The 24,685-nt window shown below is 58.4% G+C and carries 21 protein-coding genes; 10 read left to right on the top strand and 11 right to left on the bottom strand.

Annotated elements, in window-relative coordinates:
- Positions 1 to 14: 14 nt before the first annotated feature.
- Positions 15 to 1,556: a catalase gene (locus JQR86_RS15390; protein WP_407362889.1), complete on the bottom strand. Its 1,542-nt coding sequence runs from the start codon at positions 1,554 to 1,556 to the stop codon at positions 15 to 17.
- Positions 1,557 to 1,725: 169 nt separating this feature from the next.
- Positions 1,726 to 1,962 carry a YdcH family protein gene (locus tag JQR86_RS15395; RefSeq protein WP_010797153.1) on the bottom strand — a complete coding sequence of 79 codons (237 nt, stop codon included), beginning with the start codon at positions 1,960 to 1,962 and terminating at the stop codon, positions 1,726 to 1,728.
- 203 nt (positions 1,963 to 2,165) lie between these two features.
- Between JQR86_RS15395 and mscL the strand changes: the two genes are divergently transcribed.
- The gene (mscL, locus tag JQR86_RS15400) at positions 2,166 to 2,612 is read left to right on the top strand and encodes a large-conductance mechanosensitive channel protein MscL (protein ID WP_010797152.1); all 447 of its coding nucleotides are present in this window, start codon (positions 2,166 to 2,168) and stop codon (positions 2,610 to 2,612) included.
- A gap of 44 nt (positions 2,613 to 2,656) precedes the next feature.
- On the opposite strand, the gene JQR86_RS15405 is transcribed toward mscL, so the two are convergent.
- Both JQR86_RS15405 and kduD read right to left on the bottom strand, forming a co-directional pair.
- Positions 2,657 to 3,433, bottom strand: coding sequence for a ferredoxin--NADP reductase (locus JQR86_RS15405; RefSeq protein WP_312508561.1), 777 nt, complete (start codon positions 3,431 to 3,433; stop codon positions 2,657 to 2,659).
- Between the two features lie 97 nt (positions 3,434 to 3,530).
- The gene (gene kduD / locus JQR86_RS15410; RefSeq protein ID WP_404625461.1) at positions 3,531 to 4,292 is read right to left on the bottom strand and encodes a 2-dehydro-3-deoxy-D-gluconate 5-dehydrogenase KduD; all 762 of its coding nucleotides are present in this window, start codon (positions 4,290 to 4,292) and stop codon (positions 3,531 to 3,533) included.
- A 173-nt stretch (positions 4,293 to 4,465) separates the two neighbouring features.
- Here kduD and JQR86_RS15415 point away from each other — a divergent pair, with 173 nt between their 5' ends.
- Positions 4,466 to 5,593: a methyltransferase gene (locus JQR86_RS15415; protein WP_434153843.1), complete on the top strand. Its 1,128-nt coding sequence runs from the start codon at positions 4,466 to 4,468 to the stop codon at positions 5,591 to 5,593.
- Between the two features lie 172 nt (positions 5,594 to 5,765).
- Positions 5,766 to 7,217, top strand: coding sequence for a cardiolipin synthase (cls, locus tag JQR86_RS15420; protein WP_434153844.1), 1,452 nt, complete (start codon positions 5,766 to 5,768; stop codon positions 7,215 to 7,217).
- On the opposite strand, the gene glsB is transcribed toward cls, so the two are convergent.
- From glsB to JQR86_RS15445, 5 genes are all read right to left on the bottom strand, one after another.
- On the bottom strand, positions 7,214 to 8,128 hold the full coding sequence (gene glsB, locus JQR86_RS15425) for a glutaminase B (RefSeq protein ID WP_409438606.1): 915 nt from the start codon (positions 8,126 to 8,128) through the stop codon (positions 7,214 to 7,216). The two genes, cls and glsB, sit on opposite strands and share 4 nt — an antisense overlap.
- A gap of 97 nt (positions 8,129 to 8,225) precedes the next feature.
- Positions 8,226 to 8,693, bottom strand: coding sequence for a DUF1348 family protein (locus tag JQR86_RS15430; RefSeq protein ID WP_434153845.1), 468 nt, complete (start codon positions 8,691 to 8,693; stop codon positions 8,226 to 8,228).
- 118 nt (positions 8,694 to 8,811) lie between these two features.
- The gene (locus JQR86_RS15435; RefSeq protein WP_010797145.1) at positions 8,812 to 8,970 is read right to left on the bottom strand and encodes a DUF2474 domain-containing protein; all 159 of its coding nucleotides are present in this window, start codon (positions 8,968 to 8,970) and stop codon (positions 8,812 to 8,814) included.
- Positions 8,971 to 8,972: 2 nt separating this feature from the next.
- Entirely contained in the window at positions 8,973 to 9,998 is a 1,026-nt protein-coding gene (cydB, locus tag JQR86_RS15440) for a cytochrome d ubiquinol oxidase subunit II (protein ID WP_074822941.1), read from the bottom strand.
- A 2-nt stretch (positions 9,999 to 10,000) separates the two neighbouring features.
- Positions 10,001 to 11,440, bottom strand: a complete 1,440-nt coding sequence (locus JQR86_RS15445; protein WP_010797143.1) for a cytochrome ubiquinol oxidase subunit I — start codon at positions 11,438 to 11,440, stop codon at positions 10,001 to 10,003.
- A gap of 342 nt (positions 11,441 to 11,782) precedes the next feature.
- Here JQR86_RS15445 and JQR86_RS15450 point away from each other — a divergent pair, with 342 nt between their 5' ends.
- The 5 genes from JQR86_RS15450 to JQR86_RS15470 all read left to right on the top strand — a co-directional run bounded on the left by JQR86_RS15450 (position 11,783) and on the right by JQR86_RS15470 (position 19,455).
- On the top strand, positions 11,783 to 13,009 hold the full coding sequence (locus JQR86_RS15450) for an MFS transporter (RefSeq protein ID WP_122043398.1): 1,227 nt from the start codon (positions 11,783 to 11,785) through the stop codon (positions 13,007 to 13,009).
- A gap of 114 nt (positions 13,010 to 13,123) precedes the next feature.
- Positions 13,124 to 13,927 carry an SDR family oxidoreductase gene (locus tag JQR86_RS15455; RefSeq protein WP_434153846.1) on the top strand — a complete coding sequence of 268 codons (804 nt, stop codon included), beginning with the start codon at positions 13,124 to 13,126 and terminating at the stop codon, positions 13,925 to 13,927.
- The gene (locus JQR86_RS15460) at positions 13,920 to 15,740 is read left to right on the top strand and encodes a glycoside hydrolase family 15 protein (RefSeq protein ID WP_150347988.1); all 1,821 of its coding nucleotides are present in this window, start codon (positions 13,920 to 13,922) and stop codon (positions 15,738 to 15,740) included. The genes JQR86_RS15455 and JQR86_RS15460 overlap by 8 nt, the downstream gene beginning before the upstream one ends.
- 285 nt (positions 15,741 to 16,025) lie before the next feature.
- Positions 16,026 to 18,023, top strand: coding sequence for a choline BCCT transporter BetT (gene betT, locus JQR86_RS15465; protein WP_074822952.1), 1,998 nt, complete (start codon positions 16,026 to 16,028; stop codon positions 18,021 to 18,023).
- Between the two features lie 352 nt (positions 18,024 to 18,375).
- On the top strand, positions 18,376 to 19,455 hold the full coding sequence (locus tag JQR86_RS15470; protein WP_010797138.1) for an AbrB family transcriptional regulator: 1,080 nt from the start codon (positions 18,376 to 18,378) through the stop codon (positions 19,453 to 19,455).
- 17 nt (positions 19,456 to 19,472) lie between these two features.
- On the opposite strand, the gene hrpB is transcribed toward JQR86_RS15470, so the two are convergent.
- Positions 19,473 to 21,983: an ATP-dependent helicase HrpB gene (gene hrpB, locus JQR86_RS15475; RefSeq protein WP_434153848.1), complete on the bottom strand. Its 2,511-nt coding sequence runs from the start codon at positions 21,981 to 21,983 to the stop codon at positions 19,473 to 19,475.
- 115 nt (positions 21,984 to 22,098) lie between these two features.
- Between hrpB and JQR86_RS15480 the strand changes: the two genes are divergently transcribed.
- Positions 22,099 to 22,518 carry a polyribonucleotide nucleotidyltransferase gene (locus tag JQR86_RS15480; RefSeq protein ID WP_074822957.1) on the top strand — a complete coding sequence of 140 codons (420 nt, stop codon included), beginning with the start codon at positions 22,099 to 22,101 and terminating at the stop codon, positions 22,516 to 22,518.
- Between the two features lie 6 nt (positions 22,519 to 22,524).
- The gene (locus JQR86_RS15485; RefSeq protein ID WP_239381848.1) at positions 22,525 to 23,436 is read left to right on the top strand and encodes a cation diffusion facilitator family transporter; all 912 of its coding nucleotides are present in this window, start codon (positions 22,525 to 22,527) and stop codon (positions 23,434 to 23,436) included.
- A 48-nt stretch (positions 23,437 to 23,484) separates the two neighbouring features.
- Here the strand turns inward: JQR86_RS15485 and JQR86_RS15490 are convergent, their stop codons facing one another.
- Complete coding sequence (locus JQR86_RS15490) at positions 23,485 to 24,588, bottom strand: DUF6515 family protein (protein WP_434153849.1); 1,104 nt, start codon at positions 24,586 to 24,588, stop codon at positions 23,485 to 23,487.
- Between the last annotated feature and the right edge of the window lie 97 nt (positions 24,589 to 24,685).

Raw genomic sequence — 24,685 nt, forward strand, 5'->3', positions numbered from 1 at the left:
CTGCCCGGAGGACATCAGTCCTTGAGGGTCGCGGCCACTTCCTTGACGCGCTTGAGGTCGCCTTTGGCCACCTTGGTCAAGCCTTCGCCATATTCCGCATCAGCCTTGTAGAAGTACGCCAGCATCATGTTTTTGCTTTCGTCATCCACAATACGCAGATCACCGCCCAGGCTTTCGATCAGGTCCTGACGCTCCTTCTTGCTGTAGGAGCGATACAGATCACCCGCCTGCTTGAAGTTCTGCTCGCGCTGGATCTTGGCCTGCTGGGTCGTACCGGACAGCGGCAGCTGGCTGTAACGTGCGGAAGTGTCTTCCTCACGCGGCTGCAGGCGGCTCGGCTGGTAGTTCACGGAGGTCGCCGTGTGGCCGATGTTCATCGCTCCGTCCTGGTTGCCGTTGTTCACCTCTACGTGAGGCTTGTTGATCGGCAACTGCAGACCATTGGTGCCAACGCGATAGAGCTGCGTATCGGCGTAGGAGAACACACGCCCCTGAAGCAGACGATCCTCGGAGGGCTCAATGCCAGGCACAACGTTGGCAGGCGCCATGGCAACCTGCTCGGTTTCTTGGAAGAAGTTGTCCGGGTTCTTGTTCAGGACCATCTGACCAATCTTGCGCTCGGGCACGCCCGGCCAGATCTTGGTGGCATCCAGCGGGTCAAAGTCGAACTTGGGCAGATCTTCCGGGTTGAGCACCTGAACGTACAGGTCCCACTTCGGGTAGTCGCCCTTGTCGATGGCGTTGGCCAGATCACGGGTCAGATGGCTGTAGTCCTTGCTCTGAACTTCGGCCACTTCCTTCGGATCCAGGTTCTTCTTGCCGGACTGCAAGCTCTTCCAATGGAACTTCACATAGTGAACTTCACCCTTGGCATTGACGAACTTGTAGGCATGTACGCCATTGCCATCCATGGTGCGGTAGCTGGCCGGTGTACCTTCATTGGAGTACAGCTCGGTCAGGGTACGGGTCGCTTCCGGAATGTGAGAGAAGAAGTCGAACGTACGACGCGGGTCATCCAGGTTGGTACGTGGGTCAGGCTTGAACGCATGAACCATGTCCGGGAACTTGATGGCGTCACGGATGAAGAACGTTGGGAAGTTGTTGCCTACCAGATCCCAGTTGCCGTCAGCAGTGTAGAACTTGGTGGCAAAGCCGCGCGGGTCGCGCAGGGTTTCCGGTGAGTGATTACCATGGATCACCGCAGAGAAACGTACGAAGACCGGCGTTTTCTCGCCTGGGCGGAAAACCTTGGCCTTGGTCAGGTCAGAAACGTCGGCCGAGGCGACGAACTCTCCGTGGGCACCCGCGCCACGCGCGTGAACGACACGCTCTGGAATACGCTCACGGTCAAAGCGCTGAAGCTTTTGTACCAGTTGCACGTCCTGCAGGAGCGTCGGGCCTGTGGCTCCAGCGGTCTGGGAGTTCTGGTTGTCTCCGACTGGCGCACCGTTGTCACGCGTCAGGGTACCTGCATAGGCCGCCGAAGCGACTGTGGCAGACAGGATGCCCGCTGCAAGCAGATTCAGGGCATATCCGGAAAAGGTCCGAATGGACATTGTTGGGTTCCTCTCTTTTTTAAGTGCTCTGTTCCAAGCACGTAAAGAGTAAGGAACCCGGACCGCTTCGCTAAATTGAATACCTTTTGTTCCGCTATTAGCAGAATCAATACCCAAGCCAAGCGTTTTAAGTTATGGCCGCTACGCAGGGGCAGCGGCCTAGAGCTGATCAGCTACCTTGCAGCTCGCGTGCGATCTTGTCCTTGATCACGACGCGTTCTCGTCGGCATCGATTCAACTCCTCATCGCCACTGTTCTCGACCATCCCTTCGATTTCCAGGATCTCCTGATCCAGCGCATCGTATTGCTCGATCAGCTTGGCAAATTCTGGATTGTTCTGGCGCAGCTCTTCAAACTTCTGAACCTTGTCTGGAAAATCCTTGTGCAAGTTGTGCTCGGCAACCATGTGTGACCTCCTGAGGCAGGTTGAATATCTTGAGCCTTTCAGCCCATCCATATGGTGGACCGCAGCCGTTCGGCAAAGTGCAGCAACGAGAGGCAGCACACTTTTTCAGGAAGCATTTCGAAACAACCAGACGCTTTTGCGGTTCAAAGTGCCCGAGACGTTAGCGATGGCGTCACTACCATTCCACCGCAAAAGGAGTGCTTATGAGCTTTTTCAGCGAATTCAAATCGTTCGCCATGAGGGGCAACGTCGTCGATCTGGCTGTTGGTATCATCATTGGCGGCGCTTTCGGCAAGATCGTGTCGTCATTCGTTGCCGATGTGATCACCCCGCCTCTCGGGATTCTTTTGGGTGGCGTGGACTTTTCGCACCTCGCCATTACGCTGCAGGCTGCCCAAGGCGATAAACCGGCAGTGCTGCTATCTTACGGCAAGTTCCTGCAATCGATCTTCGACTTCATCATCATTGCATTCGCCATTTTCAGCGCCATCAAGGTTTTGAATCGACTGCGCCTGCATGAGGAAAAGAAGGCAGCGGCCGGCCCTACCAAGGATCAAGTACTGCTGACTGAAATTCGCGACCTGCTCAAGGAACAAAGCCAGAAGCCTGAGGCCACCGTCACACGTAATGACCCTCCGACCTCTTCGTGACTGTTCGCTACAAATAGGGCCCTTGCGGGCCCCATCCGCATCTTTTACCAGTAATTTTCTACCGCGACCTGTCCAGGCCGGCGCGTCAGGGCCAGCAGGAAATCACGTGCCTTGAGCACGGCTCGCGTGTCATCCACCATTTCAGGATTACCACAGATCAGGATGCGGGAGTGCTCTGTTGAAAGCTCAAGCCCTGCGGCCTTCTCCAGCTCACCGTTTTCGATCAGGGTCGTGATTCGCCCCCTCAGCGCGCCGGGATGATCCTCACGGGTTACAACAGGAATATAGATCAGCTTCTGTGCAACCCCTTCCAGGTACTCCAGCTCCGCCAGCCCCTTAATCATTTCCTGATAGGCCAGGTCCTTTGCTTCCCGGACGCTATACACCAGCACGATACGCTCATACCGCTGCCAGATATCCGGCTCCTGAAGCATGGACAGAAACGGTGCCAATCCCGTACCGGTGGATAACAGCCATAAATCGCGTCCGCCGGTAAAGCGCTCCAGGGTGAGATACCCATAGGGCTGCTTTTCCACCAGCAACGTATCACCCGGCTTAAGGCGACTCAGCTCGCTGGTAAAGGCTCCGCCAGGCACGACGATGGAAAAGAACTCCAGAAATTCGTCATGAGGCGCGGAGACCATTGAATAGGCACGCCAGACGATTTCGCCGTCTGCCTTTTCGACACCCAGGCGGGCAAACTGGCCGGCACTGAAGCGAAAGCGCGGATCACGCGTCGTACGCAGGCTGAACAGGTTATCGGCCCAGGGCCACACCTCCGTGATGGTCTGGCGGGTGTATTTCTCGTCACTGGCGGTCATGCTGGGCTACCTCGTTTTCCGGGCCGATATCAGGCTGTCATGAAAACAAGCCCGGCACTGGTTTTCAACGGACAAACTGTAGGTATAACCGGCCGGACTAACGCGCCAGCCAACCACCGTCCACGGCCAGAGTATGACCGTGGACATAATCCGAGGCAGACGACGCCAGAAACACCACAGGCCCTGCCAGGTCGATTGGCTCGCCCCAGCGACCTGCCGGAATGCGCCCCAGGATTTCTGCGTTGCGCTGCTCATCGGCACGCAAGGCTGCCGTGTTGTTCGTTACCATATAGCCGGGCGCAATGCCATTGACGTTGATACCGTGCTTGGCCCACTCGTTGGCCAGCGCCTTGGTCAGCCCCATCACGCCACTCTTGGAGGCTGTGTAGGATGGGACACGGATGCCGCCCTGGAAAGACAGCATCGAAGCGATATTGATGATTTTGCCGCCGTCCTGCTGCGCTATGAATTGACGCGCCACGGCTTGAGAAAGAAAGAACACCGTCTTGAGGTTGACGCCCATGACATCATCCCAATCTTTTTCGGTGAAATTCAGTGCATCCTCACGCCGGATCGTTCCGGCATTGTTGACCAGGATATCGATACGACCAAAAGCCTGTAGCGCCTCATCCACAATAAAGGGCACCGCATCCGTGGCGCTGAGATCTGCCCGGATGCTCACGAATCGTCGGCCCTTGGCCTCTACCTCACCCTGGGTGTCATGGGGTTCGCGCCGGCTGATCCCAACAATATCGCAACCGGCACTGGCCAGAGCTACACACATGCTCCTTCCCAATCCGGCATCACACCCGGTGATGATCGCGACCTTGCCTGACAAATCGAATGGGTTAGCCACCATGATGCCTCCTGAGGGGTGGTAAACGCGGGCTGACCTGTCATCCTGAGCCCGCAAAACGTCTGTTCGACCCGCCAGACGCCCGGCGCGTTCAGCCGGCATCCAGAGAAAAGAGCAGCATAAGCAATGCCGCTCCCCTACACTGACGCCTTTGTCGTCAGCTCCGATCTTCTGCCATGGTTCTACTGTCCACACCCTTTGCCCAGCTTGACCTGCACCGCCAGCCACCCCGCCGGGACGATCCGTTACAGGCTTTCGATGCGGCGGATGAATACCTGCTTAATCATCTGGCCGAACAGGGCCTGCCAGACAACGCCCGAATTCTGGTGTTAAACGATAGCTTCGGCGCCCTGGCAGCAAGCCTGGCTGATCAGGGTCACGTTGTTTACAGTGGAGATTCCCACCTTGCAGCCCTCGCGCTTAACGATAACCTGCAGCGCAACGGACGTGATGGTCGGGTGCTATTCGTGCCATCCAGCGAGCCGGTTAAAGGCCCCTTTGACCTGGTGCTGATCCGTATTCCAAAAACCCTGGCCTTGCTGGAGGAGCAGCTGATTCGCCTGCATGATCAGCTGGCACCGGGTGCGCGAGTCATCGCAGCAGCCATGATCAAGCATCTGCCGCGTGCGGCAGGAGATCTGCTGGAGCGTCATATCGGCAGTGTCCAGGCATCGCTGGCAGTCAAGAAGGCGCGCCTGCTGTTTGCCACCCCCGAACCCAGGGAGCGGATAGCCTCACCCTACCCGACCCGCTACCGACTGGACGACCCAGCGCTGACACTGATCAATCACGCCAACGTGTTCTGCCGAGAAGGGCTCGATATCGGGACACGCGCCTTTCTTCCACATCTGCCTACTGACTTGGGCAATGCACGCGTGGCCGACTTGGGCTGCGGCAATGGCGTATTGGCCATCACCAGTGCACTGACCAATCCCCAAGCGCAGTACACGCTGGTAGATGAGTCCTATATGGCTATCCAGTCGGCACATGAAAACTGGCGTGCCGCCCTGGGTGATCGTCCCGTCACGTTGCGCGCCGATGATGGGCTGGCCAGCCAACCGGCTCGCTCGTTGGATGTAGTCCTGTGTAACCCACCGTTTCACCAGCAACAGGTGGTGGGGGACTTCCTGGCCTGGCGGATGTTTCAACAGGCGCGTGCTGCTCTCGACCGCCAGGGTGAACTCTGGATCGTCGGTAATCGCCACCTCGGTTATCACCTCAAGCTCAAGCGGCTGTTCAAGCGCGTCGAACAGGTTGCTGCCACCCCGAAATTCGTGGTGCTGCGTGCGGTCGAAGCTAACTGAGCATGATGCTGTGCCCTATGCCAGACCTTATTCAAGCGGGCTGGCATAGCGGGTAACGTGCCTCAGAGCAGTATCCAGACTGGATGATTCCGCCTAGGCTGGGTCGCCACCGTTTTAAGATAGGCGCCAGGTGATGCCTTTTGCCTACTGACAGGACGAACATACGCACCGGATGGGATCTTACGTGCCAGGGTTACCTTTCGATCTTCACATCTTTGCCATTTTGATAGAGGTCTGCGGCGTTTTGGCGGCGATCCATGCCATCATTACCGTTCGTACGGCTCAGGGCGCCATGGCTTGGGCTATTGCATTGGTTTTTATGCCGTTTCTGAGCCTGTTGCCTTATCTGGTTTTTGGTCGGCGTCGTTTCGATGGCTATGTAAAGGCGCGCCGACAGGCCGATGAAGAGATGGCCCGCGTTGCTGCCGAGCTGAACTGGCGCCCGTGGATCGCTGAGGCCCTGGCTGCGCAGCAATGCAGCGCGGCAAACCGCAAGCTCAAAGCCATGACGGCGCTGACCCGCACCCCCTGTGTAGCCAGCAACAAGGTGCGTCTTCTCGTCAACGGATCGGAAACCTTCAGCGCCATTCTGGGCGCTATTCGGGAAGCCCGGCAGGTTGTGCTGGTGCAGTTTTTCATCATTCATGACGACGCTCTTGGCCGGGCACTGCAAAACACGCTGATCGAGCGGGCCAGGGAGGGTGTTGAGGTGTTTCTTCTTTACGATGCCATTGGCAGCCATGCCCTGCCGCGGAGCTACGTGTCAAAGCTTCGCGAGGCAGGCGTGCAGGTCAAGGCATTCAGCAACCGTCGAGGACTGATCAACCGCTTTCAGGTCAACTTCCGCAATCACCGCAAGATCGTGGTGGTGGATGGTGAAGTAGGATTTGTCGGCGGACACAACGTGGGTGAGGAATACCTGGGGCACAAGCCACCGTTGGCTCCCTGGCGCGATACGCATATCGAAATTCGTGGGCCCGCTCTGGCAACTCTGCAGGAAACCTTTGCCCAGGACTGGTTCTGGGTGACCAAAAAGCTTCCAACCCTGGTGCTGCCTGAACGTTATGAGGATGGCGGCATGCTGTGCCAAGTGGTTGCCAGCGGTCCGGCGGACGATCAGGAGACCTGCTCGCTGTTTTTTGTCGAGGCGATTCACTCGGCGCAGCGGCGAATCTGGATCACAACGCCCTACTTCATCCCTGATGAGGCCGTCTCAGCCGCACTGCACTTGGCCGCTCTACGCGGCGTCGATGTGCGCATCCTTCTGCCGTCACGCCCGGATCACAAGGTCGTGTACGCCGCATCCTACCTATATGCCTTCAAGGCGGTGGATGCGGGCATTCGAGTCTTCAGTTATCAACCAGGCTTTCTGCATCAGAAGGTGGTGCTGATCGATGAAGAGGTTTCCGCCATCGGTAGCGCCAATCTGGATAATCGCTCGTTCCGGCTGAATTTCGAGATCATGGTCATGACCGTGGATACTGACTTCGCCTGGGAAGTGCGCTCGATGTTGGAAGTCGACTTTTCCAAGTCGGTCGAGCTGACGCCCAAGGACAATGCCAATGTTCGGCGCCTGCACAAGGCAGCCATGCGGGTAGCCCGACTGTTCTCGCCGGTCCTTTAGCCCAGTGGAGCGACACCCAGGCCATCCACGAGTCGCTCCAGAGCACGCAGACCGGCAACGGAATTGCCGTAGCTGTCCAGGCGGGGCGACCAGACGCAAATGCTCATGCGGCCGGGAACGATGGCCACAATACCGCCACCCACGCCGCTCTTGCCGGGCAGCCCGACGCGCCAGGCAAAATCCCCCGCGGCGTCATACAGGCCGCACGTCAACAGTAATGCGTTGAGCTGCCGCGTCTGCTGAGGCGACAATACCTCGCTCCCATCGTGGGGATTGATGCCCCGGTGAGCCAGAAAGGCGAACGCGCGGGCTACATCCACACAGCTCATGGACAGCGCACAGCCATGGAAATAGGTTTCCAGCACCTCATCTACTTCGCCATGCAGGTTTCCATAAGCCTTCATGAGGTAGGCCAGTGCAGCGTTACGCGCCTTGTGATCCATCTCTGAACGCGCCACCCGCGTATCGAAGTTGATGGTCGGATTGGCACTTAACCGCCGCGCCTGTTCGCGCATCAGGTATTGGATGGACATGATGCGCGACACCAGGATATCGGTTACCAGCAACGCACCGGCATTGATGAAGGGATTGCGCGGGACGCCCCGCTCCACTTCCAGCTGTACGATGGAGTTGAACGCCTGACCGGAGGGCTCCCGGCCTACACGCGTCCAGATGTCCGCTTCCGGCAGCCGCTGCATGGCAATGACCAGGTTGAGCACCTTGGAAATGGACTGGATGGAAAACGGTGTATCCCCTGCCCCCGCCTGGAAGACTCGACCCTCTACATCGCATAGGGCAATCCCGAATTGATCGGGTTCTACCTGGGCCAGTGCCGGGATATAGTCAGCAACCTTGCCTTCTCCCATGTCTTGCCGTGCCTCCTGGGCAACACGATCAAGCAGGGTTTGCAGGACTTCAGGGGAGCATGTCTCGGGCATGGGCGGCTTCGCTGCTTACAAAGGAGTGCCAGTGTAAGAAAGCGCAGCCGCAACGCCTAGTGATCTGTCGTTAAAGTCCCAAATCACTCAGTCCTGGATGATCATCCGGTCGACGTCCCTGCGGCCAGCGAAACAGGCGCTCGGCCTCGGTGATCGGCAGATCGTTGATGCTGGCATGCCGCTCCACCATGAGCCCTTGCTCATTGAACGCCCAGTTCTCATTGCCATAGGCGCGAAACCAGTTGCCGGAATCGTCATGCCATTCATAGGCGAAGCGTACGGCGATCCGGTTGCCCTCATGGGCCCATAGCTCCTTGATCAGCCGGTAGTCGAGCTCGCGTTGCCACTTGCGCGTAAGAAAATCCACGATGGCTTCGCGTCCCTTGATGAACTCGGCCCGGTTACGCCAGACGCTGTCGTTGCTATAGGCCAGTGCAACCTTGTGGGGATCGCGGCCATTCCAGCCATCTTCCGCTGCGCGGACCTTTTGGCGTGCAGTTTCCTGCGTAAAGGGTGGCAATGGGGGTCTGCTTTCCATGGACGTGTCTCCAAAACGGTAAGACAGATAGCGTAGATGAAAGCCTACCGTGCAAGCGGACAATCTGCCTGGAGAAACGGACAAAAGAAGACCCCGGCGAGTGCCGGGGTCTGGTGTATCAGGATTTAAGGCCGGCGGCAGTCATGACCAGCCGCAGCCCGTAGGACACAATGCCCAGGGCCACGATACTGCAGGCCCAGATCAGGACCATCCAGCCGAGACGCTTGATCAGCGGTTGGTTGTCAGCTGGATTGGGTTCACGCTCTTTGCCGGCCATGATCAATGATACCCCTCGCCTGTACGAACCTTACCGCGGAACACGTAGTAGCCCCACGCCGTGTACATCAATGTGATCGGGATGATGAACAGCGTACCGATGAGCAGGAACAGCTGGCTCTGCGGTGGCGACGAGGCTTCCCAGATCGAAATCGCCGGCGGGATGATATTCGGCCACAGGCTGATGCCCAGGCCGCTATAGCCCAGGAAGATCAGGATCAGCGTTAGTACGAAGGGAGATACATGAGCCTCTTCCTTCAGGATCGCGCGCAGCAGGAACACGACTGTTACCAGCACGAGAATCGGCACAGGCAGGAACCAGAACAGGTTCGGCATGGTGAACCAGCGCTGGGAGATGGCGTCATGGGACAGCGGCGTCCACAGGCTGACGGCTGCAATGAACAGCAGCAGCAACAGCACCAGCGGCTTGGTCATGCGACGCATGGAAGCCTGTAGCGGGCCTTCGGTTTTCATGATCAGCCAAGTACTGCCCAGCAGTGCGTAGGCAGCGATCAGACCAAAACCACAGAACACCGAAAAAGGCGTCAGCCAGTCCAGCGAGCCACCGGCATATTGACGATTCTCCACATGGAAGCCGTCAATGAAGGCACCCAGCGCGACCCCCTGACAGAAGGTTGCCAAGAGCGAGCCGAAGATAAAAGACTTGTCCCAGAGCCCTTCCTTGCCTTCCTGCACCTTGAAGCGAAACTCAAAGGCTACGCCACGGAAGATCAGGCCGATCAACATGAAGATCAGCGGCAGGTAGAGGGCCGGCAGAATGACGCCATATGCTAGCGGGAAGGCGCCGTACAAACCGGCCCCTCCCAACACCAGCCAGGTTTCGTTACCGTCCCAGATCGGAGCCACGGTGTTCATCATGACATCGCGTTCTTCCTTGCCCTTCACGAAGGGGAAGAGAATGCCAATCCCCAGATCGAAGCCGTCCATGACTACGTACATCATCAGGCTGAAAATGATGACCACCGCCCAGATCAGCGCGAGGTCAATACCAACAATTCCAGAAGCCATGTTCAGTGCCCCGTCAGTTGATCATGGGAATGAGCCTTTTCGGTACCTTCATCAGTAGCCGAAAGGGGGCGCTTCGGATGACGATCGTGTCCCGGTCCACCCTGGGTGGGCAAGTCGCCTTCACCGGTATGTGGTCCTTTGCCAATCATGCGCAGCGCATAGACCGTACCGATACCAAAGACCGCGAAATACACAATTACGAAGCTGACCAGGGTAATGCTCAGTTGCGTCACGCTGTGGTTGGCTACACCATCCTTGGTACGCAAGAGGCCATATACGATCCAAGGCTGACGACCCACTTCGGTGGTAAACCAGCCTGCCAGTAGAGCGATGAGACCGGCCGGCCCCATGCACATGATCAGGCGCAGGAAGGCCTTGGTTTCATACAGCTTATGTCTCCAGCGCAGGAACAGGCTCCACACACCGGCAGCAATCATGAGCAGCCCCAAGGCCACCATGATGCGGAATGACCAGAACACCACATACGCCGGCGGACGATCCTCTTTCGGGAAGTCCTTGAGTGCGGGAATCTGCTCGGTAAAGCTGTGCGTGAGGATCAAGCTGCCCAGCACAGGGATCTCGACCTTGAAGCGGGTTTCCTCACGCTCCATATCCGGCAGACCGAACAGAATCAACGGCGTTGCCTCACCGGGCGGATTCTCCCAATGGCCTTCGATCGCCGCGATCTTGGCTGGCTGGTGCTCCAGCGTGTTCAAACCGTGGGCATCCCCCACGAACGCCTGGATCGGCGCCACGAACAGGGCCATCCACATGGCCATGGAGAACATCTTGCGAATGGCCGGGTTATTGTTCCCACGCAACAGGTGCCAGGCCGCCGATGCGCCGACCAGGAAGGCCACCGACAGGTAGGCCGCGATGGTCATGTGCGCCCAGCGGAAGGGGAACGACGGGTTGAAGATTACTTCCAGCCAATGGACTGGCACTACGCGGCCATCGACAATCTCGTACCCGGCCGGGGTATGCATCCAGCTGTTCGAGGACAAAATCCAGAACGTGGACATCAGGGTGCCAATCGCCACCATGATAGTGGACAAAAAGTGCAACCCACGTCCTACGCGGTTCCAGCCAAACAGCATGACCCCGAGGAAACCCGCTTCGATAAAGAAGGCGGTCAGCACCTCGTAAGTCAAGAGCGGACCCGTTACGGCACCGGCGAAGTCGACAAAGCCGCTCCAGTTGGTACCGAACTCATACGCCATGACCAGTCCGGACACTACACCCATTCCAAAGAAGACCGCGAAGATCTTCAACCAGAAGTGGTACAGGTCCTTATAGGTAGAGTCGTTGGTTTTGAGCCACAGTCCTTCGAGAACGGCTAGAAAGCTCGCCATTCCGATAGACAAGGCAGGGAAGATAATGTGGAACGAGACGGTGAATGCAAACTGGATCCTCGCAAGATCCAGAGCCTCCAAGCCGAACATAGGCGGTCCTCTTCAGGCAGCCGGTGCGTTTATCACGCAGGCGGTCAATAACGTTAAGCAAATCACAAGGCAATGTTTCGAGCGCTTGCGTGCTCAATTCGTTCTAACGGAACGCTTGAAAGGTGGTCCGACTATCGCATTTTAAGCCGCAAGGCTCTGACGTAGGTCAACGTCTGGATTCATTCTAGACCTCTAAAACGCAGTGGGGTCCGTGGTCAGATGTCGCGCGTCAAGGTGGCGCACACAACTTGTTACCCACCAACTGTTTCAGAATATATCTCGATCAGTGCACAAAAAACGCTTGCCGAGGCTATCATGAGAGACCTCTCGAAGAGCCCCATCATGACCTCAGACCCTTTATATTTGCGTCATCATCGACCCTTTCTGGCGTTCTGGTTTGCCCGCGTCTGTACCGCCAGCAGCTTTCAGATGCTCACTGTAGCCATTGGCTGGCACATCTATTCACTGACGCATAATGTGCTCGACCTGGGCCTGGTCGGCCTGGTGGAGTTCCTGCCGCGTCTGTTCTTCATGTTGTATACAGGGCATGTGGCGGACCGCTACGACCGACGTAAGGTAGCCGCACTCTGCCAGACAGGTCAGGCCCTTACCGCACTGGTGCTGGTCTACGGCAGCCTGACCGACAACGTGACCCGTGAGCTGATCTTTATCCTGGCCTTCATGCTGGGCACCTGCCGGGCCTTCGAAATGCCAGCGACCCAGGCGCTTCTGCCCAACATCGTCCCCGCCTCGCTATTTCCCCGGGCCGTTGCGGCTTCGGCCTCCGCCATGCAGGGTGCGACAATCGTGGCGCCAGCGTTGGGTGGTTTTCTGTACGCCTTGGGTGCCTTCTGGGTCTATGCACCGGCAACGGCCCTGTATGGTGTGGCAATTCTCCTCGTGCTGAGCCTGCCTGCGCGTGAACAGCAACCGCGTAAGGAAAAGGCCAGTCTGGATTCGCTACTGGCAGGGATACGCTTCATTCGCAGCCGCCGAGATATCTTCGGTGCGATCTCCCTGGACCTTTTTGCCGTTCTGCTGGGCGGCGCAACGGCACTGTTACCGGTGTTTGCTCGGGACATTCTGATGACCGGCCCATGGGGGCTGGGCCTGTTGCGCTCAGCACCCGCCGTGGGCGCCCTGCTGATGTCGTTTTGGCTCGCGCGCTTTCCCATCGAGCGAAACGTCGGACGCATCATGTTTATCTCGGTAGGTGTGTTTGGCGTTGCAACCATCGCCTTTGGTCTTTCCACCTCGTTCTGGTTCAGCCTGGCCGTGCTGGCGGTTCTGGGTGCGGCTGACATGATCAGCATGGTCATTCGCGGCGCCTTTGTGCAACTGGAGACGCCGGATGAAATGCGCGGCCGCGTCAGTGCCGTCAACGGCCTGTTCATCGGTGCCTCAAACCAACTAGGCGAGTTCGAGTCCGGTGTAACGGCAGCCTGGCTGGGCACAGTGCAAGCGGTCGTGCTGGGCGGCGCAGGAACGCTGATCGTGACAGGCCTTTGGATCAAGCTCTTCCCTACCCTCGCCAAACGCGACCACTTGCATACCCTCAAACCCAGCTGACTCACTGGAAGGCTGCCTGCGAGTCGGCAGGCAGCCCTTTACCCCTCTGAACTCTCGCAAGCTGCCAACGGTCAGGTGACAAGGACTTTTCACCGAATTGCTTGAGGGTTTGCTATGAAAATTTCACTCGATGGCCAGGTTGCACTGGTCACCGGCGGCAGTTCAGGGATCGGCGCCGCATCAGCCAAGGCCTTGGCTCAGGTAGGCGCAGCCGTTGTCATTAATTACCACTCCAATGCCGAGCCGGCTGAACAGCTTGCGGATGAAATCAAGGCGGCTGGTGGTCGGGCCATTGCCGTGGGTGCTGATGTCGGTGATGAGCAGGCCGTCGAACAGCTCTTTGCCAAGACGATCGAAGCCTTTGGCCGTCTGGACATCCTGGTGGCCAACTCCGGACTTCAGCGCGATGCACCCTCCCATGAGATGACCCTCAAGGATTGGAACATGGTCATCCAGACCAACCTGACCGGCCAATTCCTATGCGCACGTGCCGCCATCCAGCAGTTCCTGAAGCAAGGCGTCAATGCCGAACTATCACGCGCGGCGGGCAAGATCATTCACATGAGCTCAGTACATGAGGTCATTCCGTGGGCAGGTCATGTCAATTACGCGGCCTCCAAGGGTGGGGTCAGCCTGATGATGAAAACCCTGGCTCAGGAAATGGCTGAAAAACGCATCCGCATCAACAGCATTGCACCCGGCGCTATCGCTACGGCCATCAATGAAGACGTGACTGGCAATGAGGAAGGTCGCCGCGAGTTGCTCAAGCTGATCCCCTACAAGCGTGTCGGGGATGTGGAGGACATTGGTAATGCCGTCGTCTGGCTGGCATCCGACCTGTCTGACTATGTGGTAGGTACCACCCTCTTTGTCGATGGTGGCATGTGTCTGTATCCAGGATTCCAGGACAATGGTTGATCACAACGCCGGAATCCGGTCCATCGATGCCCATGGAGTCATCGGCGACATGCGCACCTGCGCGCTGGTCGCCGATGACGGCAGCATCGACTATTTCTGCTGGCCTGACCTAGATAGCCCCTCGGTTTTTACCGCCTTGCTCAATGGTGACGAGGCCGGACTGTTCACGATTGCACCCGACCGCCCTAATGCCAGGCGGCAACAGATCTACCTCCCCGATAGTAACGTCTTGCAGACCCGCTGGCTTGATGACGATGGCGCCGTCGAGTTGACCGACTGGATGCCCATCCTGACGGAAGAGAACACCATGCCCCGTCTGGTGCGGAGGGTTTATGCCGTCAAAGGCGACTCGCGCATTTGTCTGAAGTGTTCACCGCGGCTTGATTACGCCCGGGCTGAAACCAGGGCTACGGTAGAGCATGGCAGCATTGTGTTTCAGGCCGAGGGCCAGCGCAGTATGCGCTTGGCCGGTTCCGAGACGCTTACGCTCGACGGGAATACGGCCGTAGCGGACTTCACCCTCAAGGAAGGAGAAAGCGCGACATTCGTCTTTGGCTGCGCCGAAGATCGACAAGTCATGGAAGAAGATCTTGATCTCTGTCTGAAGCATACACTCAGGTTCTGGCAGCGATGGGCTCGTCAAAGCAACTATACCGGCCGCTGGCGGGAAATGGTCTCGCGCTCGGCTCTGGTGCTCAAGCTTCTGGTCTCGCAGCAGCACGGTTCCATTGCTGCTGCGGCAACCTTCAGCCTGCCGGAAACACCAGGTGGCGAGCGAAATTGGGATTACCGGGCTACCTGGATACGGGACGCCTCGTTTACCGTCTATGCTTTCATGCGCCTGGGATACACCGACGAAGCCAACCACTTCATGAGCTGGGTGGGCGACTGTATCGAGCGCAGCAGCGATCTGCCGCAAAAGCTTCAGATCATGTATCGCCTCGATGGTGGACGGGAACTGCCCGAACAGGAACTGGACCACCTGAGCGGCCACGGCGGGGCAAAGCCTGTGCGTATCGGCAACGATGCATTCGGACAGGTTCAGCTCGACATCTATGGCGAGCTGATGGATGCCGTCTACCTGTCAAACAAGTACGGCCAGGCCATATCACACCGCGGTTGGAAACATGTTGTCAGTATCATCGATTATGTCTGCAATCATTGGCAGACCAAGGATGCCGGCATCTGGGAAATTCGTGATGAGCCCAAGCACTTCCTACACTCGCGCTTGATGTGCTGGGTTGCCATTGACCGAGCCATTCGCCTGGCACAGAAGCGTTCCCTTGCCATGCCCTATGAACGATGGCTCAAGGCACGGGGCGATATTCAGGAAGATATCTGGACCCACTTCTGGAACAAGGAGAAAGGTCATTTCACAGCCATTCTGGGCCAGAATACGTTGGACGCATCTCTTCTCCTGATGCCCTTGCTGCGCTTTGTCAGCGCAACAGACCCGGCGTGGCTGGCAACTCTAGATGCCATCAAGGAGCGTCTGGTTTGCGATGGTATGGTCAAGCGCTACGATCAGTCTGAAATGTCCGATGGACTCTCAGGTGAAGAGGGCTCCTTTGCGGCCTGCTCATTCTGGTATGTGGAGTGCTTGGCTCGGGCCGGCAGGATAGACGAGGCGCATATGGAGTTTGAAAAACTCATGAAATACGCAAGCCCTGTAGGACTCTTTGCCGAGGAGCTTGACGCCCGTGGACGTCACCTGGGCAACACTCCTCAGGCCCTGACCCATCTGGCCCTGATCAGCGCCGCCTATTTCCTGAACCGCAAACTCTCCGGCAGTGATACCCAATGGCAACCGTAGCAGGCCTGCTTCCGCTCTGACTCAGGCCCTTCGGTTTCGCCCCTCCTCGACCGACTATAGCAAAATGACATATGGAGGCGATTCAAGCTCCGCTTGAACGTCTTTTCGTGTTATCTTTTTATATTGAACGATCAATTAATAAAAAATGACTACAAACGACGGGCAAGGAATGTCCCCTTTTCGAATCACCTTGAGCTACTAGCCCGACAGCATCGCGAGTGACCGGAAACCCGCGACTCGACTGTACGGACTCTTTGGCACCTGCCCTATAGGAGAACATGCTCCATGAGCAGCACGACCCCATCCGGTAACGTACGACTCAATCCGCCCGCCTTTTACAGCGCGGCCACAGCAATCCTGGTCTTTGCTCTGGTGGTAATCACCTTCCCCGAGCGCGCCGGAGCCTGGCTGCTGGAAGCTCAGACATGGGCCTCACAGACGGTAGGCTGGTACTACCTACTGGCCATGACACTTTATCTGGTCTTTGTCATCGTCACGGCCCTTTCAGGGTACGGCAAGATCAAGCTTGGCGCCGATCACGATCAGCCTGAGTTCAGTTACCTTTCATGGGCCGGCATGCTATTCGCAGCCGGTATCAGTATTACCCTGTTCTTTTTCTGCGTGTCAGAACCCCTGACGCATTTCATGCATCCCCCTCAAGGCGAAGGCGGCACGCAGGCTGCTGCGCGTCAGGCCATGCAACTGCTCTTTCTGCACTGGGGATTGCATGGTTGGGGAGTCTTTGCACTCGTTGCTATGGCATTGGCCTATTTCGCCTATCGCCATAACCTGCCCTTGGCCTTACGTTCAGCGCTATACCCGCTGATCGGCAAGCGCATCAACGGCCCTATTGGCCATGCGGTAGATTGCTTTGGCATCATTGCCACCGTTTTCGGCCTGGGCGCCGATATGGGCTTTGGTGTGCTTCAGCTCAACTCGGGCCTGGACTATCTGTTCGGTGTACCCCATACCCAATGGGTACAAGCCCTGCTGATTGCCGTGATGATGGGAGCCGCCATTCTTGTTGCCGTATCAGGTGTAGACAAGGGTGTGCGCGTCATGTCCGATATCAACATGCTCCTGGCGGTCGGTCTGCTGCTGTTTGTCCTGTTTGCCGGGCCGACCCAGCACCTGCTCAATACGCTGATCCAGAACATCGGCGATTATCTGGGCGCTGTTCCCACCAAGAGCTTTGACCTTTATGCCTATGACAAACCGTCCGACTGGCTGGGCGGCTGGACCGTATTCTATTGGGCCTGGTGGATCGCATGGGCACCCTTTGTAGGCCTGTTCATTGCGCGAATTTCCCGTGGTCGTACCATTCGTGAATTCGTCTTTGGCGTACTGTTCATTCCGCTTGGCTTTACCCTCGCGTGGTTGTCCATCTTTGGTAATAGCGCGCTGGATCAGGTGCTAAACCACAACCTGACCAGCCTGGCCGAAACGGCTATTCGCGAGCCGTCCATGGCGCTCTATCACCTCCTGGAAACGTATCCTGCCAGCCGTATTGTCATTGCGGTGGCGGTATTCGTAAGCTTTGTGTTCTTCGTGACATCGGCGGATTCGGGCACTGTGGTGCTGTCGACCCTGTCCTCGACAGGCGGCGAAGCGGACGAAGACGGTCCCAAGTGGCTGCGCGTCTTCTGGGGAACGGCTACTGCCCTTGTCACGGGCGGGCTGCTGGTCGCCGGTAGCATGGATGCACTGAAGTCTGCGGTGGTCCTGACCTCTCTACCCTTCTCGCTAGTAACCTTGCTAATGATGTGGGGTCTGCACAAGGCGTTCTACACCGAATCGCAGCGGCAACGGGCACGATCACATTCCCTGGCCCCGGTATCCCAGGCCAACCCACGCCGCAGCGGCGGCTGGCGTCAGCGCCTTGCCAAGGCTGTTCACTTCCCGTCGCGCGATGAGGTCTATCGGGTAATGGACACCATTGTTCGCCCGGCGATTGAGGAAGTGGCCGAGGTATTCCGGGAAAAAGGGCTGGCCGTACAGACCGAGCTTGATCCTACCAATGCCAACCTGAGCCTTGAGGTTGGTCATGGCGAACAGCATCCCTTTATCTATCGGGTCATCATGCAGGGGTATTTCACACCGAGCTTTGCCCGAGCCGGTATGGGCGGGCTGCACCTGAAAAACCGTCGCTACTACCGTGCAGAGGTCTATCTGGCTGAGGGCAGCCAGGATTATGACCTGGTGGGCTACACCAAGGAGCAAATCATCAACGACATGCTCGACCAGTACGAGCGGCACCTGCAGTTCCTGCATCTGGTCCGCTGACCTCAACTTACCCGGGCCGTCACTCGGCGGCCTGGGTGGATACCGGTGTTGCCCTTCTGGGCATGGCAGTGGTGAATGATGCTTCTTGCCCCGAATGCTGTTAGCAAGAACGGCTCGAACAGCCGAGGCATAAAGATCCGGGAGAATGCCTTGTTTCGTGGTCGTAACGCCCTCCCCACAAGGAATAACCCAAATACATCCGGCAATGCCTGCGATTGCTTCAGGACTGCCATTACGATTCGTGATCGTTTCGTTAGTTATCTTACTATCAAACTTTAGATGGAAGGCGCGTATAATAAGGCTCTAGCGCGGCTACGCCGTCTGTGGCTGCCACCTCTTGAGGAGGACGTCATTGCCTCACGCCCCTGTTTCATCTGCAGCACCGCCATCACGACATCCTGCCCTGCAGTGGGCTGCCCTGATTGTTGTATCCAGTCTGGCTTCCTTTTGCCTTGATCGTGCCGGTATCCCTGCGGCCATGTTCCTAGGGCCCATGCTGGTCGCCATCTGCTTTGGCGTCAAAGGGGCCACGATCCGTCTACCCAAACCACTGTTCCAGCTAAGCCAGGGCGTGGTGGGCTGTTTGATCGCCCACTCCATGACAGCGGCCGTTCTGCTTATGGTCGCTACGCACTGGCCGGTCATGCTGCTGGCCACTGCCATTACCGTTCTGCTCAGCGTGCTGGTGGGTGTCATCCTGGTTCGCTTCGGCGGTTTACCCGGCTCCACCGCCGCCTGGGGTACTACGCCCGGCGCGGCCTCCGCCATGGTTGCCATGGCGGAAGAATACGGGGCGGATTCCCGCATCGTGGCAACCATGCAGTATGTACGTGTTGTTTGTGTGGTCGTGATCAGTGCCCTGGTTGGCCGCTTTTTAGGGGCTGAAGGTACAGGAGCAGCCTCTCACTCGGCCGCAATCACCTTTGACTGGAACACCCTGCAGTCATTTGGAATTACGCTGGCCGTCGTGGTAGTAGGCGTCTGGTTAGGCAAGCGCCTGCCGGCCGGTGCCCTGATGGTGCCTATTGCGTTGGGCACTATATTGCAGCTCAACGGTTGGGTAACCATTACCCTTCCCCATTGGTTGCTGGCCATCGCGTTTGGCTCGATGGGCTGCTATGTAGGCTTGCGGTTCGATAAAACTACGGTGCGCTATGTCACCCGAGCCTTGCCCAAGATGATCATGGCCTCGCTGATGTTGATCGCTATGTGCGCTCTTTCGGCCCTCTTCCTGGCTCATCTAATGAACAAGGACTTTTTGTCCGCCTACCTTGCAACCAGTCCTGGCGGCCTAGACTCGATGGCGATCATCGCCGTGGACAGCCATGCGGACGTCGGGCTGGTACTGGCCATGCAGGCCTTGCGCTTGATTGGCGTGATCGCATCCGGGCCGTTCCTGGCCAAACAGATCGCCCGCGTGGCGCGAGTCTGATCTGTAAAGCCTCGGCACTAACGCCGAGGCTTGGCCCGTGCAGTCGCCTCCGCAACGAGCGGGTCATCCGGCCAATAGTGCTTTGGATAGCGGCCTTTCAAATCCTTCTTTACCTCGGCATAGGTGCTGCGCCAGAAGTTAGCCAGATCCTGGGTAACCTGCACCGGGCGCTGCGCAGGGGACAGCAGGTGCAGCTTTACAGCAAGCCGTCCGCCGGCGATCCGAGGGGTGTCAGCCAGGCCGAACATCTCCTGCAACCTGACGGCCAGCACGGGCGGCTCCTCGGTGTAGTCCAGGCGGATACGGGAACCTGAAGGTACCTCTATCGAGCGGGGCGCCAGCTCGTCCAGGCGGCTTGGTAGCGGCCAGGGTAACAAGCCCTGCAGGATGGCGCCCAGATCGAGCTGAGCGAAATGGGACAGGCGAGTCACCCGGCCCAGATATGGAAGCAGCCAGTTCTCCAGCGTTGCCAGCAGCGCCATATCGGTCACGTCAGGCCACTCGCTGAGACCGCCCTGCTCCAGGTCCAGCCGCCGCAGAAGCATGACCCGTGCCTGCCACTGGCGCAGCTCCGGTGTCCAGGGTAGGAGTTCAAGCCCTTTACGCCTGACTAGCCCCAGTAATGCCCGGCTGCGCGCGTCATCACTTAGCGAACTCAAGGGTTCGCGGGAAAGGACCAGTTCACCGATTCGCACCTGCCGTTCGGCGCGCAGTACGCCCTCCCGCTCGTCCCAGTCCACCTCCTCATGGGTCGATACCTGCTCGGCCAGGGGCCCTTCAAACAAGGCAGGATCAAGCTCGGCAGCCAGATAGATACGCTCTTCACGCTGCCCTTGTCGGCTCCCAAGATCGGCAATCACCAACCACGGTGATTTCATCAGCGAATCGACATCGGCAAACAGTGCCGCACGGCCATTGGCCAGCCGGTATTCTGCACCGCCGGATCGGCGCTGGTGTGCGATCCGCTCCGGGTAAGCAAAAGCCAGCAGACACCCTACCCAGCGTGGATGATCCGGATCGCTCACAGGCATTTCGGAAGCGCCACGCAGCAAGCCCTTGAATTGTCTTGTCAGCTGGCGAATTCGCGCGATACCACCTCGCGGCCCTTTCCCTTCGCCTGCCAGCAGCGCAAGGCGAGTCTGTATATCCGCACCCTCGCCACGCACGATATCCCGTTCGGACAAAATAGCCGCCAGATCACACGCCAATGGCGCCAACCCCAGGGCCTGTCCCCGAAGCAGAAGATGAGCCAGTCGCGGATGAGCCGGCAGGGTGCTCATGGCCTGTCCATGGGCTGTCAGGGCCGTTCGATCAGCCTTGAGCGCACCCAGACGCACAAGCAGATTCTGAGCCTGTGCTTGGGCAGCAGCAGGAGGTTTATCCAACCAGACCAGCTCATCTGCAACAGCGCCCCAGCGCGCCAGCTGAAGCGCAAGCCCTGCCAGATCAGCCTGCAGAATTTCCGGTGAATCATAGGCGGGTAGCTGGTCATGCTGCGTCTCCGACCACAAGCGATAGCACACCCCTGGCTCCAGACGCCCCGCCCGTCCCGCTCGCTGGATGGCCGAGGCGCGAGAGATGCGTCGCGTAGCTAGCCGCGTCATGCCACTGCCGGGATCAAAGGCGGGCTCCCGGGCAAGTCCGGCATCTACCACCACCCGAACGCCTTCGATGGTAAGACTGGTTTCGGCGATATTGGTCGCCAGCACAACCTTGCGAATACCGGCCGGTGCCGGCTCAATCGCTGCTCTCTGGGCAGCCAGATCAAGCTCACCGTAGAGCGGCGCGATCCGGATATCCACCCTGCCAGCCAGCGCATCATCCAGCAATTCATGAACCCGCCGGATTTCAGCCTGCCCCGGCAAAAAGACGAGCAGGCTTCCGTCCTGCTCATCCAGTGCCTGCTGGATGGTTTGAACAACCCTGGACTCCAGGCGCTCGTCCGTCGAAGTGGGCCGCCCCCATTTGATCTCCACCGGAAACATGCGCCCCTCGCTGCGTACCACCGGAGCCCCTTGCAGCAAGGCCGAAAGCCGCTCACCCTCAAGGGTTGCGGACATGACCAGGACCTTGAGCGGAGTGTCACGCAAGAGCTCACGCCCATTCAGAGTGAGTGCCAGCGCCAAATCGGCATCCAGGCTTCGCTCGTGAAATTCGTCGAAAATGACCAAACCAACGCCTTCGAGGGCAGGATCATCCTGCAGGCGACGCGCAAGAATACCTTCCGTAACGACCTCGATCCGTGTCCTGGGCCCTACCTTACTCTCCAGGCGAATGCGGTATCCCACCGTCTCGCCCACGGGTTCGCCATACTCGGCTGCCAGCCGCTCCGCCGCTGCCCGAGCAGCCAAGCGCCGTGGTTCCAGCATGAGAATCCGCTGACCCGCTAGCCAGGGCTCATCCAGCAGCGCCAGCGGTACACGTGTGGTCTTGCCTGCACCTGGAGGTGCCTCCAGCACAGCTTCGTCGCGCTCGACCAGGGCGGCGCGCAGGGTAGGCAATACGGTATCGATGGGTAATGGCGTCATTCTGCTGTGCACGTGGTCATATACGGTGGCTGCTGATTATAACGACTCCAGCGGCCCGCTTCCGGCCTCTCGCAACGCCGGTTATAGTGCGGTTTCCTGACCTATGGAGGTGTTTATGCCAATGCGCACTCGCCTGATCTGTGGCGCCCTTGCTGCAGCAGTGCTGACCCAGATTTCGGCCTGCGGTACGCTGTTTTACCCTGAGCGTCGCGGCCAAATTACTGGCCAGATCGACCCGGGCATTGCCATCCTGGATGCGGTAGGCCTGCTGTTCTACATCATTCCCGGCCTGATTGCATTCGGTGTTGATTTTACGTCCGGAGCCATCTACCTGCCCAACGACCAGCACGCCTCGGTCGACCCGGAAAAGCTAAAAGACGCTATCGACGCGGATGGCAAGGTGGACAAGGCGCGCCTCAAGGCCATTATCGAACAGGAAACCGGCCGCTCCCTGCCACTGACCGATCCACGCCTGATTCAGCACAGCGGCAGCCCTGAGCAACTGGCCGCCTTTGGGTTGCGCCCTGCGGCATAACACCTGATGAAGAGCCGTACCGAACACGCCAGGCTGTTGCGCCTGGCCACCACCGCCTCACTCGCGGTGGCTGGCCTGCTCATTACCGTGAAGGCCATCGCCTGGTGGTTCAGCGGGTCGGTCAGTCTGCTGGCCGGGCTGACCGACTCCGTACTCGATGGCGCGGCCTCCCTGTTCAACCTGCTGGCGGTGCGCTATTCCTTAAAGCCTGCCGATGACGACCACCGTTATGGTCATGGCAAGGCGGAGTCGTTGGCGGGTATTACCCAGGCCCTGTTCATTGGCGCCAGCGGAATCCTGATCGGTATGCAGGCCATCGGACGCCTGAAAGAACCTGAACCCTTGGGAACGCCTTTGCTGGGCATTGCAGTCATGATCTTTTCATTGATTGTGACGGCCGGCCTGCTGATGCTACAGCGGCACGTCATTCGGATTACAGGGTCCGCAGTGATTCGCGCCGACTCCCTGCATTACCGCTCTGATCTTCTGCTCAACACCAGCATCCTGATTGCCCTGATTGCTGCCAGCTACGGCTGGGATCAGCTGGATGCCATCTTTGGCCTGGGTATTGCGCTGTATATCCTTTGGAGTGCCATTGGAATCGCACGCGACTCGCTAAGTGTGCTGATGGATCAGGAATTGCCCTATGAAGTCAGCGAGCACATGTTGACGCTGGCGTGCAGCGTGCCCCAAGTCTTGGGGGCTCATGATTTACGCACGCGTATTTCGGGAAGCCACTGGTTCGTCCAACTGCATCTGGAGCTACCGGGAGAAATGACCCTGTCCGAAGCCCATCGCCTGTGCGACGAGGCCGAAGCGGCGATCATGGCGGAGTATCCGCAGGCCGAAGTGCTGGTACATGCCGACCCGCTGGATGCACCCGATGTCCCCCATCGGCATCCTCTGCCTCCGAGCTGAGGGCTCAAGGGCGTCTGACTTCATCAGATTACAGGCAGACGGCCCTCCTCAATAGGTCACGTTATATCCCCTGCCACTTAGGCAGGCGCCCAGCGAACGTCGATAACGATCCGCCACATCAGCCGGTGGCGCAGTGGTTGCTCGGGATGGATCAAAACCTGACTCGCTGACCGCCCAACGCTGGCAGTCATAACGATCCTGCTCCATCTGGGCCTGCGTCTGGCCATAGGCAGGGCTTATGGCGACATCAAAAGCATTGCTGCTAATGGCATAGCCACCGTTTTGCACAGGCGGCTCCACGACAATGTAACGATTGTATTCCGGTTGCGGCTGGTAATAGGTGCCCGCTGCAAAGTAATAGGTCAGCCCGCCGATCACCAGAGTTTGCGCATAGTTAGGCAAGTTGCTGACATACACCCCGCGCGGCGGGGTCACGATGACATAACTCGACCCTTGTGGGCGGTACCAGTAGCCGTCGGAGTAATAATACTCATAGCGTTGATGCCAGATACGGGTGTACCGGGGCGGCGGGCGGCGTAGCACATAGCCGGGACGCCAATCAGGGTTTGGTCCCCAACCACGACGATCAAAGTCGTTGTGCCTGCGCGGGCGATTCCAGTTGCCGTACGGCCCATAATCAGGATGATCAATGACACGGGGCTGATTTTCCCAGCCTCGATTCAGATCATTCGGCCCGGATTGCTCCCAGCGAGCACGCTCATCGCCACGCCGAACGGCATCGGGTCGATTCCAGCCGTCTTCCCGAGAGTGGTTCGCCTGCCCTGTGACCTCTCGCGGAGGCGCGGTAATAAACCGTACACCGTTTTCATCGACCCGCTCGACAGGCCGCCGGGGAAAATCATAGCGTTGATGGGGAAGATCCTGACCACTGCCGGTCTGCCAGCGCGAGCCATCCTGCCCGATAGGGCGACCCGCTCCCGGACGAGGCCCGGCATTAGGATCCATTCCCCGAGAGGGCGAGTAGTCCGGGTGATCTCCAACGCGACCCTGCCCCGCCTGAGGCGGAGGCGCAGCGCCGCCGGACGGATTGCCGAACTGCGTCTGTCCGGCCTCAAAAGGCCCTGCCAGCACGTGGCCTGCGCTCAATGCGACTATCAGACCGATACCTGTCAAACGCCCGCGGCGCTTCATGACCCTATCTCCTGCTTACCGCCGGTCGCTCCGAAAATGGCGAGGCGGCGGTCGAATCCTCAATCTAAGCCAGGAGTATGCGCGAGGCGAGCATTGA

It is taken from the genome of Pseudomonas sp. JZ134, assembly GCF_051027695.1.
In the GTDB taxonomy this organism is placed as follows: Bacteria; Pseudomonadota; Gammaproteobacteria; order Pseudomonadales; family Pseudomonadaceae; genus Chryseomonas; species Chryseomonas luteola.

What these genes read in the sequence shown, in the direction of transcription:
- JQR86_RS15390 (WP_407362889.1), bottom strand. Translation starts at nt 1,556, where the DNA reads ATGTCCATTCGGACCTTTTCCGGATATGCCCTGAATCTGCTTGCAGCG.
- mscL (WP_010797152.1), top strand. Translation starts at nt 2,166, where the DNA reads ATGAGCTTTTTCAGCGAATTCAAATCGTTCGCCATGAGGGGCAACGTC.
- kduD (WP_404625461.1), bottom strand. Translation starts at nt 4,292, where the DNA reads ATGGTGGCTAACCCATTCGATTTGTCAGGCAAGGTCGCGATCATCACC.
- JQR86_RS15450 (WP_122043398.1), top strand. Translation starts at nt 11,783, where the DNA reads ATGACCTCAGACCCTTTATATTTGCGTCATCATCGACCCTTTCTGGCG.
- JQR86_RS15480 (WP_074822957.1), top strand. Translation starts at nt 22,099, where the DNA reads ATGCCAATGCGCACTCGCCTGATCTGTGGCGCCCTTGCTGCAGCAGTG.
- cls (WP_434153844.1), top strand. Translation starts at nt 5,766, where the DNA reads ATGGGATCTTACGTGCCAGGGTTACCTTTCGATCTTCACATCTTTGCC.
- JQR86_RS15485 (WP_239381848.1), top strand. Translation starts at nt 22,525, where the DNA reads ATGAAGAGCCGTACCGAACACGCCAGGCTGTTGCGCCTGGCCACCACC.
- betT (WP_074822952.1), top strand. Translation starts at nt 16,026, where the DNA reads ATGAGCAGCACGACCCCATCCGGTAACGTACGACTCAATCCGCCCGCC.
- JQR86_RS15445 (WP_010797143.1), bottom strand. Translation starts at nt 11,440, where the DNA reads ATGTTCGGCTTGGAGGCTCTGGATCTTGCGAGGATCCAGTTTGCATTC.
- JQR86_RS15395 (WP_010797153.1), bottom strand. Translation starts at nt 1,962, where the DNA reads ATGGTTGCCGAGCACAACTTGCACAAGGATTTTCCAGACAAGGTTCAG.
- JQR86_RS15460 (WP_150347988.1), top strand. Translation starts at nt 13,920, where the DNA reads ATGGTTGATCACAACGCCGGAATCCGGTCCATCGATGCCCATGGAGTC.
- JQR86_RS15490 (WP_434153849.1), bottom strand. Translation starts at nt 24,588, where the DNA reads ATGAAGCGCCGCGGGCGTTTGACAGGTATCGGTCTGATAGTCGCATTG.
- JQR86_RS15455 (WP_434153846.1), top strand. Translation starts at nt 13,124, where the DNA reads ATGAAAATTTCACTCGATGGCCAGGTTGCACTGGTCACCGGCGGCAGT.
- JQR86_RS15430 (WP_434153845.1), bottom strand. Translation starts at nt 8,693, where the DNA reads ATGGAAAGCAGACCCCCATTGCCACCCTTTACGCAGGAAACTGCACGC.
- hrpB (WP_434153848.1), bottom strand. Translation starts at nt 21,983, where the DNA reads ATGACGCCATTACCCATCGATACCGTATTGCCTACCCTGCGCGCCGCC.
- JQR86_RS15405 (WP_312508561.1), bottom strand. Translation starts at nt 3,433, where the DNA reads ATGACCGCCAGTGACGAGAAATACACCCGCCAGACCATCACGGAGGTG.
- JQR86_RS15415 (WP_434153843.1), top strand. Translation starts at nt 4,466, where the DNA reads ATGGTTCTACTGTCCACACCCTTTGCCCAGCTTGACCTGCACCGCCAG.
- cydB (WP_074822941.1), bottom strand. Translation starts at nt 9,998, where the DNA reads ATGGCTTCTGGAATTGTTGGTATTGACCTCGCGCTGATCTGGGCGGTG.
- JQR86_RS15435 (WP_010797145.1), bottom strand. Translation starts at nt 8,970, where the DNA reads ATGGCCGGCAAAGAGCGTGAACCCAATCCAGCTGACAACCAACCGCTG.